This is a genomic window from Liquorilactobacillus nagelii DSM 13675 (genome assembly GCF_019444005.1).
GTDB lineage: Bacteria > Bacillota > Bacilli > Lactobacillales > Lactobacillaceae > Liquorilactobacillus > Liquorilactobacillus nagelii.
The window spans coordinates 1,070,981-1,083,910 of sequence record NZ_CP049304.1 but is presented as its reverse complement, the minus strand read 5'-3'; the positions used below and the strand labels follow the sequence as shown (position 1 = coordinate 1,083,910).

At 37.1% G+C, this 12,930-nt stretch carries 10 protein-coding genes; 9 read left to right on the top strand and 1 reads right to left on the bottom strand.

Features of this window, described 5'->3' with window-relative positions; genetic code table 11:
* Window positions 1-11 precede the first annotated feature (11 nt).
* The 3 genes from pflB to G6O73_RS05630 all read left to right on the top strand — a co-directional run bounded on the left by pflB (window position 12) and on the right by G6O73_RS05630 (window position 6,446).
* Complete coding sequence (pflB, locus tag G6O73_RS05640; protein WP_057885583.1) at window positions 12-2,273, top strand: formate C-acetyltransferase; 2,262 nt, start codon at window positions 12-14, stop codon at window positions 2,271-2,273.
* Window positions 2,274-2,730: 457 nt separating this feature from the next.
* A complete protein-coding gene (gene pflA, locus G6O73_RS05635; protein ID WP_148126525.1) occupies window positions 2,731-3,546 on the top strand; it encodes a pyruvate formate-lyase-activating protein in 816 nt (271 codons plus the stop codon).
* 131 nt (window positions 3,547-3,677) lie between these two features.
* Entirely contained in the window at window positions 3,678-6,446 is a 2,769-nt protein-coding gene (locus G6O73_RS05630; RefSeq protein WP_057885645.1) for a cation-translocating P-type ATPase, read from the top strand.
* A gap of 85 nt (window positions 6,447-6,531) precedes the next feature.
* Here G6O73_RS05630 and G6O73_RS05625 read toward each other — a convergent pair whose 3' ends face one another.
* Window positions 6,532-7,941, bottom strand: coding sequence for an aspartate ammonia-lyase (locus G6O73_RS05625; RefSeq protein ID WP_057885584.1), 1,410 nt, complete (start codon window positions 7,939-7,941; stop codon window positions 6,532-6,534).
* A gap of 380 nt (window positions 7,942-8,321) precedes the next feature.
* On the opposite strand from G6O73_RS05625, the gene G6O73_RS05620 reads away from it, so the two are divergent.
* The 6 genes from G6O73_RS05620 (at window position 8,322) to G6O73_RS05595 (ending at window position 12,780) form a co-directional block, all read left to right on the top strand.
* The gene (locus G6O73_RS05620; RefSeq protein ID WP_057885585.1) at window positions 8,322-9,290 is read left to right on the top strand and encodes a LysR family transcriptional regulator; all 969 of its coding nucleotides are present in this window, start codon (window positions 8,322-8,324) and stop codon (window positions 9,288-9,290) included.
* Between the two features lie 39 nt (window positions 9,291-9,329).
* Window positions 9,330-10,250 carry a manganese-dependent inorganic pyrophosphatase gene (locus G6O73_RS05615; RefSeq protein ID WP_057885586.1) on the top strand — a complete coding sequence of 307 codons (921 nt, stop codon included), beginning with the start codon at window positions 9,330-9,332 and terminating at the stop codon, window positions 10,248-10,250.
* 162 nt (window positions 10,251-10,412) lie between these two features.
* Complete coding sequence (locus G6O73_RS05610) at window positions 10,413-11,180, top strand: DeoR/GlpR family DNA-binding transcription regulator (protein ID WP_057885587.1); 768 nt, start codon at window positions 10,413-10,415, stop codon at window positions 11,178-11,180.
* Between the two features lie 444 nt (window positions 11,181-11,624).
* Complete coding sequence (locus tag G6O73_RS05605; protein ID WP_157056668.1) at window positions 11,625-11,780, top strand: hypothetical protein; 156 nt, start codon at window positions 11,625-11,627, stop codon at window positions 11,778-11,780.
* On the top strand, window positions 11,761-12,090 hold the full coding sequence (locus G6O73_RS05600) for an ASCH domain-containing protein (RefSeq protein ID WP_057885588.1): 330 nt from the start codon (window positions 11,761-11,763) through the stop codon (window positions 12,088-12,090). Before G6O73_RS05605 ends, G6O73_RS05600 begins: the two co-directional genes overlap by 20 nt.
* Window positions 12,091-12,231: 141 nt before the next feature.
* Window positions 12,232-12,780: a biotin transporter BioY gene (locus G6O73_RS05595; protein ID WP_057885589.1), complete on the top strand. Its 549-nt coding sequence runs from the start codon at window positions 12,232-12,234 to the stop codon at window positions 12,778-12,780.
* Window positions 12,781-12,930 lie beyond the last annotated feature (150 nt).

The following is a 12,930-nucleotide window of genomic DNA, read 5'->3' as shown; positions in this document are numbered from 1 at the left end:
GGCAATCAAAGATGAAACAGTTGGAAAAGAAAGTTGATAACAGTGCTGCTTGGAAAGATTTTAAAGGTAGCCAATGGCAAGAAGAAATTGACATTCGTGATTTTATTCAACAGAACTTTAAGCAATACAACGGCGATGAATCTTTTCTGGAAGGGCCAACAGAAGCAACAACAACGTTGAACCAGAAATTAATTGATTTAAAATTAAAAGAAAGAGCTGCTGGTGGAGTTTTGGATGCTGACACCAAAGTGGTATCAACCATTACTTCTCATGCACCGGGTTATTTAGATAAAGATCTTGAAAAAATTGTTGGTTTACAAACTGATAAGCCAATGAAAAAAGCTTTAATGCCATTTGGTGGTATTCGAATGGCTAAAGATGCTTTGAATGCTTATGGTTTTAAGATTGATCCAGAAACTGACCACGTTTTCAGTGATTTGGTAAAAACTCATAACCAAGGAGTTTTTGATGCATACACACCAGAAATTCGTCGTGCTCGTCATTACAAAATTATTACTGGTTTGCCAGATGCTTATGCTCGTGGCCGAATCATTGGTGATTTTCCTCGAATTGCACTTTACGGAATTGATCATTTAGTTGCTGCTAAACTAAACGATTTGGATAATTACGGTGATCATGAGATGACTGATGATGTTATTCAAATGCGTGAAGAAATTTCTGAACAAATCCGTGCCCTTAATCAGATTAAAGAAATGGCTGCTTCGTATGGTTATGATATTTCCAAACCAGCAACTAATGCGCAAGAAGCGATTCAGTGGGTTTACTTTGGCTATTTGGCAGCAATTAAGCAACAAAATGGTGCTGCAATGTCAATTGGTCGGATTGATACTTTCTTGGATATTTATATTGAACGTGATTTGGAAAATGGCGTTCTGACTGAAAAAGAAGCACAAGAGTTAATTGACCAATTTACTATGAAGCTACGGATGGTATCCTTTATTCGGACACCGGAATACAACTCATTATTCTCGGGTAATCCGATTTGGGCAACTCTTTCGTTAGCTGGTATGGGCTTGGATGGCCGTCATCATGTTACTAAAACAGCTTATCGTTTCTTGAATACTTTAAAGGATATGGGATCAGCTCCAGAACCAAACATCACTTTGCTTTGGTCTGAAAAATTACCAGAACCATTCAAAAAATATGCGGCTGGTGTTTCAGTTGAAAGCTCAACTATCCAGTATGAAAATGATGATTTGATGGTTAAACAATGGGGCACTGATTATTATGGCATTGCTTGCTGTGTTTCTGCACAACCAATTGCTAATGGAATTCAGTACTTTGGTGCTCGCGCTAACTTGGCTAAGACCGTTTTATATGCGATCAATGGTGGTAAAGATGAAATTGGTAAAGCTCAAGTAGGCCCGGCATACTCACCAATTACCAGTGAATATATTGATTACGATGAATTTATGGAAAAATTCGATCCAATGCTTGACTGGTTAGCTGATATCTATGTTAATGCATTGAATACAATTCATTACATGCATGATAAATATTATTATGAATCAGCTCAATTGGCTTTGAAAGATACCCGTCTTGATCGGACATTTGCAACCGGAATCTCAGGCTTGTCAGTTGCTGCTGACTCTATCTCAGCAATCAAGTATGGTCATGTAAAAGTTATTCGTGATGAAAATGGCATTGCAGTTGATTTTAAGACCGATAAAGATTTCCCTCGTTATGGTAATAACGATGATCGAGCAGACAAAATTGCAGTTTGGTTAGTTAAATCACTATATACCAAGATGTACAAACATCATCTGTATCGTGGTGCTAAATTATCAACATCTGTTTTGACCATTACTTCAAATGTTGTGTATGGTAAAAACACTGGGACAACTCCTAACGGCCGTAAAAAAGGCGATCCATTTGCACCAGGTGCTAACCCAGCATACGGGGCAGAAACCAGTGGGGCATTAGCATCATTGCTTTCAGTAGCTAAAATTCCTTACAAATATGCAACTGATGGTATTTCTAATACCTTTGCTGTTACTCCATCAACATTGGGTCATGATGAGAGTTTGGAATCTGATACTCTTGTTAATATGATTAGTGGCTATATGAAGAATAATGGTCATCATTTGAACATTAATGTCTTCAATCGTGAAACATTGTTGGATGCGCAGAAACATCCTGAAAAATACCCAACTCTTACCATTCGTGTATCAGGCTATTGTGTTTACTTTGCTGATTTGACTAAGGAACAACAAGATGATGTTATTTCTCGGACATTCCATCAGACAATGTAGTTAAGGTATTTCGTTGATTGACAAAATTCAACAGATGCTTAATAGATTGATTGGATAAGTAAGTTAGCGGATTAGAACTAAAAATAGATGCCGATTGATTAGAGAGCATGATCAAGCGGCATTTATTTTTTAATGAAAATAAAGTCAGAAATCTCCTGATTTTAATCAGACAGATGAATGTCAAAAACGCCTTACACTCCCTTTCGACAATACTTGTCAAAACTAGGATTTGGTGGTTATTGCTGAATTGGAAAGTAAAGTAGTATAGTTCAATGTAAATAATTCAGTCCGTCTGGCAACCCGCGGACTCTAAAAGCTTGGATAATTAAGTAATCAGACCTGCTTGCAGGCAATCGTCGTATCTAAGCAAATTGGTTGTCGTTGCACTGTTAGGTGCAGTTCTTACAAACTTCCGACTTTAGTTGGGAGCGGTTGACGAGATGAGGAGGACTTGCTCATGGCAAGAGAAAAAATAACACAACACGCGTTAAGACAAAGACCGGTACCAATGCGCGATGGTCAAGTTGTTGGTTACGTTCATTCTACAGAAAGTTTTGGTGCAGTTGATGGACCTGGAATCCGCTTTGTGGTTTTTGTTCAGGGTTGTAATATGCGCTGTCAATTTTGTCATAATCCTGATACTTGGAAAAAAAATGTTGGTACTGAAATGACCAGCGATGAGATTTTAAAAATGGCTTTGCCTTATCGTCAGTTTTGGGGTAAAAAGGGCGGAATCACGTTAAGCGGTGGTGAAATTTTAGTTCAAATTGAATTTGCCATCGAGTTATTCACAAAATGCAAACAATTAGGAATAAACACTTGCTTGGATACTTGTGGACAACCATTTACCCGGCGTGAACCATTTTTCAGTCAATTCAAGAAATTAATGGAAGTTACTGATATTCTTTTAGTTGATATCAAGCATATTAACTCTGATGAACATCGTAAATTGACTGGTTATCGGAATGAAAACATCTTAGATATGTGTCAATATCTTTCTGATATTGGCAAACCAGTTTGGATCCGTCATGTTTTGATCCCGCAGAGAACGGACTTTGATAATTACCTGAAACAATTGGGCGATTATATTAAGACCCTAAAAAATGTAAAAAAGGTAGAAGTTTTGCCTTATCACACTTTAGGAGTCCCTAAGTACCATGAAATGGGGATTAAATATCCACTGGAAGGAATTGAACCGCCAACGGCAGATCGCGTAAAAAATGCTGAACAGCTTTTACATGTTGCTGATTATCGTGGTTACTTGGAAGATTAATTTAATTTTTGAATGGTCACAGAAGTCTTTTTTTGGAGATATTTTAAATATTTTCTCTGAAAAAAGGCTTTTTTGAAAGAAAAAAATTGATTGTCAAAGTTTGGTTTGATGAGCGGGAAGAAGTGATTGGAATGAAGACACTGACGATTAGCCAACAAGCTGCTAAAGAAGATGTTGAGACGGTTTTGGAAAAGTTTAATTCCAGTGAGGCTGGGTTAACTAATCTTGAAGCTCAAAAACGACTTAAACAAAATGGACCGAATACAATTCAAAAAATTAAGCGCAAACCAGAGTGGCAGGTTTTTCTAGGCAATTTTGTGAGTTTAATGGCTATCTTGCTGTGGATTAGCGGCTTAATTGCCTTGTTGACAAACACTATTGAATTAGGAATTGCCATTTGGTGTGTTAATCTAATCAATGGATTATTTAGCTACTACCAACAGCACGAAGCTCAAAAAGCCACTGACTCAATGCTCAAAATGCTGCCTTCTTATACATCAGTCTATCGAGATCAGCGTTTACAACGTTTGGAAACAACTCAATTAGTGCCGGGTGACGTATTCATGATTAATGCTGGTGATGCAATACCGGCTGACGCCCGTTTGATTAATTCCAGCTCTTTACAAGTTGATGAGTCAGCTCTAACGGGTGAATCAATTCCAGCTAATAAGACAGTCAATTATCAGTCGAATGAATCAGATACCTTGTCTGAGACTGATTTGGTTTATGCTGGAACAGCAGCTGTTAACGGATCAGGAATGGCTATTATTATTGCAACTGGAATGCAAACTGAATTTGGCCGGATAGCACAATTGACACATCAGGAAACCAAAGCAATCAGTCCATTGCAACAAGAGCTTGATCGTTTGACAAAACAATTGTCAATTATTGCTTTTACGATTGGCTTAATCTTTTTTGCAGCTTCAATTTTCTGGGTCCATTATCCACCAGCGCAAGCTTTTATCTTTGCATTGGGGATGATTGTTGCTTTTATTCCGGAAGGATTATTGCCAACGGTGACTCTTTCTTTGGCACAAGGTGTGCGGCGAATGGCCCAAAAGCACGCATTAGTTAAGGAACTTAACAGCATTGAGACACTGGGTGAAGCTTCGGTAATTTGTTCTGATAAAACTGGTACATTGACTCAAAATCAAATGACGATTAATCATTTTTGGACTTTAAAGCAAGAATATGATGTATCTGGGCTAGGTTATCAACCAACCGGTAAAATTACGATGCAACAAGGTTCTATCGATTTGCAGAATGATCCAGATCTTCAAGCGATTCTAAGATTGCTGGTTTTAAATAATGCTGCCCGTATTCAATCAGATGAAAATGGTGTTACCCAGATAGTAGGAACCCCGACCGAGAGAGCCTTAATGGTCGCGGCTCAAAAAGGTGGTTTGGATTTAAAGCAACTTCAAGCAGCTTATCCAAAAATTCAGGAATTTCCGTTTGATTCAAACCGAAAACGAATGGCGACTATTCAGCACGCCGCTACTAAGCAGCTTGTTTTGGTCAAGGGGGCTTTAAGCACTACCTTGCCATTGTGTACTCGTCAACAACAAGCAGGGCAGATTCAATCATTAACAGCAACAGATTGTCAAAAAATTAAACAGGCAGATGCTAAATATGCTGCGGCTGGGTTGCGTTCATTATGTTTAGCATATAAAGAATTGCCAATAATGCAGGGTCAATTGACTCAGGCAGCAGCTGAAAGTGATCTGATTTTTCTTGGGTTAGCTGTGATGCTTGATCCCCCACGCCCAGAAGTTTATGCTGCTGTTCGTAAGTGCCATGCTGCGGCTATTAAAATAATTATGGTCACAGGTGATAGCCCGTTAACTGCTAAAGCTGTTGCTACAAAAATTGGGATTACTGGCGCCAATCCGCGAGTAATTACTGGGACTGAATTGGAAAAGCTGTCTGATGAACAATTAAAGTCTGCTTTGGCGAATGAAGTTATTTTTGCCCGGGTTGCTCCTGAACATAAATATCGAATTGTTTCAACTTTGCAGACTTGTGGTGAAGTTGTTGCCTCGACTGGAGACGGTGTTAATGATGCACCGGCTTTGAAGAAGGCGGATATAGGTATTGCTATGGGCCAATTAGGAACTGATGTTGCCAAGGATGCTGCCGATATGATTTTAACTGATGATAATTTTGCTTCAATTGTTGCTGCAATTGAAGAGGGAAGAGCAGTTTACAGCAATATTCAAAAATTCTTACTCTATATTTTGAATTCTAATGTTCCAGAAGCGATCCCTTCGGCCTTATTTTTATTCAGTGGCGGTCTAATTCCCTTGCCATTAACGGTTATGCAGATTTTGACGGTTGATCTTGGAACCGATATGTTACCGGCTTTAGAGCTGGGAAGTGAGAAGGCAGAACCAAATATAATGCAACAGCCGCCACGTTCTCGTCAAGCGCATTTGTTGAAAAAGTCCTTACTTTGGAAAGCATTTGGTTGGTATGGTTTATTAGCAGGACTAATTTCAACGCTAGCCTATTGGTATACCAATAGTACTTATGGTCGTTCTTGGCATAATTTGGCTGCAAGTGGGTCAATTTACTTGCAGGCGACGACAATGACTTTAGCAGCAATTGTTTTTTGTCAGATTGCAGCAGTTTTAAATTGTCGGACAGAGCGAGTATCGGTTTTAAAAATTGGATTATTTAGCAATCGTCAGCTTTGGCTGGGAATTGTTTTTGAAATATGTTTGTTAAGTCTGTTGATTTATGTTCCTTTGTTACAATCAGCTTTTAATACAACAGCGATTGGTTTAAGAGAATGGATAATATTAATTGCTATTCCACTGCCTTTGTTCTTGTTGGAAGAATTGCGAAAATTAACGTTGCGTCATTGCAAAAGAGTAAACAGCCAGCAGAAAAATTTTTGAATGTTAAATGACAACGAAAGCTTGAACCGACCTTGATTAGTTGGCTCAAGCTTTCTTTATACTATTAACAGTTAACAATCCTAATCTAAAAATTGCTGACCTTTGTTTGCACTATCGGTTGATTAAGTAGATGCTTGGTATTTAATAATTGATCAATTTCAGCTGTTGAAAAGTTTTGCTGTTCAAGCACTGTGCGAATTTTTACTTTTTGCTTCAGAGCACTTTTTACTAAGGCGGTTGCAGCAGCATAACCAATTTTGGGAGCAAGCACAGTCGCAATTTCGGCTGAATTTTCCACTAAAGACCGACAGTGATCTTGATTAACTTTTAAATGAGACAAGCAATTATCAATTAAGGTAGTAATTCCTTTGCTTAATAATTCTGCTGCAGCAAACAGATCTTTAAACATGATTGGTTCGAAAGCATTTAACTCCAATTGACCAGCCTCAGCTGCCATAGTAATCGTAGTTGTATATCCAACTACTTGAAAAGCAATTTGATTAACAACTTCTGGAATGACCGGATTAACTTTTCCTGGCATGATTGATGAGCCTGCTTGGACTTTAGGTAACTCTAATTCTCCCAGTCCGGCTTGTGGTCCGCTGCCTAAAAGGCGGAGATCATTAGCAATTTTTCCCAATGCCGTAGCTAAATTTTTAAAAGAATCAGCAACAGCTAGCAAGCTATCGGTATTTTGAATAGCATCTGCTAAATTATCAGCAGCTTTAAGCGGCAATTGTGTTAACTCGCTTAAATAATGTAGCACAGTTTGTTGATATTTAGGGGGAGTATTGATCCCAGTGCCAATTGCGGTTCCACCTAATGGAAGAATTAATAAATCTGCTTGAGCGGCAGTTAAACGATTTAAACAACGTTTTAGTAATGCTGCATAAGCTGCAAAACTAATTCCAAAAGTAGTTGGAACGGCATCTTGCAACTGGGTACGGCCGAGTTTAATGGTGTCTGAGTAGGTGTGAGCCAAAGATTCAAATGCTTTAATCAATTCAACCAGCGACTCACTTAGCTGATTATCCAATTCAAATAAGGCCAGCTTGCCAGCCGTTGGATAAGTATCATTGGTTGATTGACTGCGATTAACATCGTCATTAGGATGAAGGTATTGATAGTTACCCTTATCATGTCCGAGTAATTCAAGTGCTCGATTAGCGATTACTTCGTTAACATTCATATTGGTACTTGTTCCAGCACCACCTTGGATTGCGGGAGTAATAAATTCCGCTTGATAGGCGGGAAAATTACTTTCGAGATCGCAGCAAGCTTGCTTAATAGCTTGGCATTTTTTTTCAGATAATTGTTTCGCGGCATAATTAGCTTGAGCTGCAGCTTGTTTAACCATAATTATTTTTTTCAATAATAAGGGATGAACTTTTTCCGAAGTTACTGCAAAATTTTGCGCAGCTCTTTTAGAGTGAATACCATAAAAAGCTTGTTTAGGAATTTCTAATGTACCAATCGAGTCTTTTTCAATACGCATAATCAATTATCTCCTCTTTTATCATCAATTATTATTATTACGGGCAATAACTTAACACATATACCAATCCAAAAAAAGAGTCTAAGTGATTTTTGATGGATAGCAAAGATATTGATTGAGAAGACTTAACTTTATTAAAAAATGGACGATTAGTTTTTTAGGGATATAAAGTTTAGTTAATTCACTTAAATGATGGTTTTTTGCGATGCTTTATAAATTTTCTGTTATAATAAGACTAAGCGGTTACAAAATTATTTGCGGTTTAAATTGATTTTTATATTGTCAATTTAAATAGTTTTGTTTTATTATTAATAAGAAAATAGAAAACCTATTAAGATAAAGCGGTACTTTATTTAATAATGCCCAAGGGGAATCGGAATATGAAAACAAAGCAGGAGAATATTTTTTCTTCTAAAACACTCAGTTATTTCTTACAATTAGCTGAAACCATGAGCTATACCCAAGCAGCTCAAATTTTAGGAATTACCCAACCAGCTTTGACACAACAAATCAAAAAGTTGGAAAGAACAGTTGGAGCGCCATTGTTTTATTCGGTCGGGAAAAAACTGCATTTGTCAGATGCTGGATATACGATGCTCGATGCTACTCATCAAATTTATGAGACTTTGAATCAAGCAGCTGATGAAATTCAACAATCGACCAGTGCAACTCAAGGTGATATTAGCATCGGAATTTTGGCTTCAATTGAAGATCAGGTATTTATTCAATTTGCAGTACAATATTATTTAAAGAATCCCGAAGTTAAATTAATTTTTCATATGCTGACTCGTAAAGAAATTTGGGAGCGGTTGGAAAACAACACGATTGATTTAGCAATCATGTACTTACCAGATGACAGTATAAAAAACTGGAAGCCCTATGAAAGTCGCAAGATTTTGACTGAGAATTTATTATTTGTTCATCATGAACCGCAATGGTCAAAAAAGAAGTGGATTCGTTTGCGTGATACCCTGGAGAAAAAGTGGGTTACCTATCCGCCTAAGTATTATCTGAACAGTTTAATTCGCGAGTCATACAAAAATGCACTGCTTGATAAACCAGTTAGTGTTGCCCATTTTGCTACGCCATCTCAGCTATTTGATTTTGCTAATATAACTAAGACAGCGACTGCATTACCAATGTCTTATGTTGTTGCTCACCGCAATGAGGTGCAGCAAAAGTTTTGGACAGCATTATTTGAACCAGAAATCTCGTTTGATTTGGCTTTTGTTTTTCGCCGTGATAAGGATCAAATTCCCAGAATTGAAAATATTATGAATGCCTTTGAAAAGTATTTAAGTGAGAAGGATTACATTTCTCGCTTGACAGAAATCAGTCAAAAAGGTTAAATCGATAATGAAGGTTTAATATAGATTGGAGACTTGATGATGAAAGAACTAGTTTTTGGACACAAAAGTCCAGATACCGATGCTATTGTTGCAGCGAAAGCATTTTCTTATTTACAAAATCAATTAGGTTATGATACTGAAGCTGTCGCTTTAGGCGAACTGAATGATGAAACAAAGTTTGTATTGCAGCATTTTGAAGAACCAGCACCACGGATTATTTCAGCTGCTAAACCAGAAGTTGATGCAGTAATGTTGGTTGATCATAATGAGGCCCAACAGAGCGTGGCAGATTTGAAAGATGTGCAGATTACACATGTAGTCGATCATCACCGGATTGCTAATTTTGAGACAGCAGCTCCGCTTTACTATCATGCTGAACCACTTGGCTGCACCAGTACAATTTTGTTCAAATTATTCAAGCAAAATGAAGTTACAGTTCCGGCAAAATTAGCTGGTTTGATGCTTTCAGCAATTATTTCTGATACGTTATTGTTTAAATCACCAACAACGACACCAGAAGATGAAGCAGCTGTTAAGTCATTAGCCGAAATTGCTGACGTTGATTACCAAAAGTATGGCTTAGAGATGTTGAAAGCTGGTACTAATTTGGCAAGTAAGACCGAACAAGAATTGATTACTGCTGATGCTAAGTCTTTTGAAATGGGTGGTAAAACTGTTCGAATTAATCAAGTTAATACGGTTGATTTGAATGAGGTTTTTGCTCGTGAAGCTAAATTACGGACCGCTATCGAAGCAGAAAACAAAGCTCAGGGCTATGATTTATTTTTATTGATGGTGACGAATATTTTGGATAGCAATACTCGCTTGTTAGTTGTCGGCGAACCACAGGATGTGGTTGAAAAAGCCTTTAACACTAAGTTGGTTGACAACAAGGCTGATCTTCCAGGCGTTGTTTCACGTAAGAAGCAAGTTGTTCCTCCATTACAGGCGGCATTTTAATCATACTAAACTAAAAAAGGTTGAACAATTATATTTTTGTTCGACCTTTTTTTAGTGCTTTTTCTAAGATAATAAGGATAATTCAACTTTTTTTTGCTTATCATACGTATTTGTAATATAATAATTAATAGTTTTTAAATTTATTGATAGCGTGGGGTATATATGAGCCAAGAAAAACGAATTGAATTAATCAAACAGTTATTAGAAGAAAGGCAAGAACTGACAACTAAAGACATTATGAGTGAATTTGGCGTTTCGCAAGATACTGCTCGACGTGATATTGTTTTGTTGGCAGAACGTGGTGAAGTCAAGCGAACTCACGGCGGAATTTTGCCACTTGATTTTGGCAATCAGGTTTTGAACTTTCAGAAACGCCTATCATTATTTACTCGAGAAAAAACCCGGATTGCTTTAGAAGCAGTTAATCATTTTCATGCTCATCATGTATATTTTATTGACGCTTCGACAATTTTATTGAAAACATGTCAAAACCTAAATCTACCATTAACGGTCATCACCCATTCGCTAGATAACTGTATGGCTTTAGCAGAACAACCAAAAGTTACTGTCAAAGCTTTAGGGGGAACTTTTGATCATGAGAGCCGCTTTTTTTATTCTGATGATGCATTGCAAGAATTAGATAACGTGGCTTTCGATACTGTCTTTATTGCAGCTTCAGGAATTGATGAACATGGAGTTTACATTTTAAAGCAAGAAGATGCAAAAATTGTTGGACGAGCAGTTGAACGAGCTCGTAGAGTTATTTTGGTGGCAGAACATCAAAAGTTTATTAATACTTCATATTTTAGAATTTGCAAACCAGATCGTGTCTCGTTATTTATTACTGATCAGCCTTTAACACCTGCAGAAAGAGCAATTTTCCCCAAAACCACCAAAATTCAAATTGCTGGAGAAGCAGTTGATCGTTAAACTGTAATAATAACTGATCAGAGTATGCTTGCTTAAATAGCTTAGTTAACAATTAATCTTTTTTCCACTGGTTAACTTTTAAAATTTAATTTATTCAGCATTTTGCTTGCTTTTTTGAGCAAAAAAAGTTAAAGTTTCAGTTATATGGTTCTTTATTAACTGAATGTTTTTATGTCGCCTTGAATTAAATGTTCAGCTTGAGGTGATTTGAGGCAAGAATCTCCTGCTTTTAATTAGGCAGAGAAATGTCAAGAACTTCTTAAATTTTCATTTCGAAAATCTTGATCAAAAACTACGATTTGTTTGCCGTTAATGAATTAAGAAGTAAAAGCGCTGTAGCCTCATTGTAAGTATTTAGTCCGTCTGGCAACCTACGGACTCTAAAGGCTTTGGTAATTAAGCCTGTAAGACCTACTTACAGGCAATGCTGTATCTAAGCAAATTGTGGTTGTTGCATTGTTAGATGCAGTTCTCACAAACTTTCGACTTAGTTGGAAGGGGTTGCCGTTGGGTTGGCAAAAGCAGTTGGTAGTGATTTTGACTGCTATGACGGTTAGGCATTTGCGGGAGGTCGGTATTAGTGGATATCAGATTGAGTGATGAATTATTTGAAAAAATTTTAGCTGGCTCTAAGACAGTTGAGGTTTTTCTTAATGATGAGCAGATGAAACATTTTGGTGTTGGGGATACTTTAGCCATTCACCGAAAATCCAAAGATGATGATTATGTTTTAACAAGTGTCTGGAGTATCAAAAAATGTCGCACAGTTGATGAAATTTATCAAAAATTCTCTGCAACCGCTATTGGTTTGACTCCGACTGAATTATCCCGTCTTTATCCGCCAGCAGTTGTCAAACAACACGGTTTACTAGCAATTAAAATAAAACGATTAAAGCCCAATTTTGATTGATTTAAAAAATAAATAAACAACTCGAAGCGAAATCTCGCTTCGTTTTTTTTTTAGCTTTTTAGTAAACCTTATTTTTAAAAATGGTTGACAATAAGACAAGGGTGCGGTATTTTTAATTTATTCGAAGAAAGGGTGAAAGAAATGCAAACAATGAAATTAAAACGTCTTGTCTTAGATGGAATGCTTTTGGCAGTAATGATTATTTGCTCACAGCTAACAATTCCGTTGCCGCTAATACCAATTACTTTACAAACCTTTGCAGTAGGAATTATTGCTTCATTACTACCATTGGTTGATGGATTTCAAGTGATTTTAGTTTACATATTGATGGGAGCAGTAGGTTTGCCAGTTTATGCCGGCTTTAGCAGTGGAGTAGCTGTTTTCCTCGGACCAACAGGTGGTTATTTGGTTTCTTTTGTAATTTATCAGTTGATTACTGCCGCATGGTTGTCAAGAACCGGTCGTTTTCCGCGGCAACTTTTATTAGCTAATTGTGTTGGAGCACTTGCTAATCTGTTAATTGGTTCCTTGTGGATGATACCTGTACTTCATTTGAGCTTAACGCAAGCAATAATGACGGGGTTAGTACCATTTCTACTACCAGGCTTGCTCAAAATTTTTGTTTTGCTGCCAATTGTTTTACGCTTAAAGAATTTGGCTAGCCGGACTTTTATGAAAGAAAACTATTAATTGAGCTCATTTAAATAATTTAACACTGTCGGACAGAAAAATTGTTCGACTTTTTTTGTGTTTGATTTTTGAATTTTTACTTAAGCCAGCAACTGTAGCTAAACGTTTTCAGCTGACATCGTGGTATAATGAAATTAATATTTGAAGACA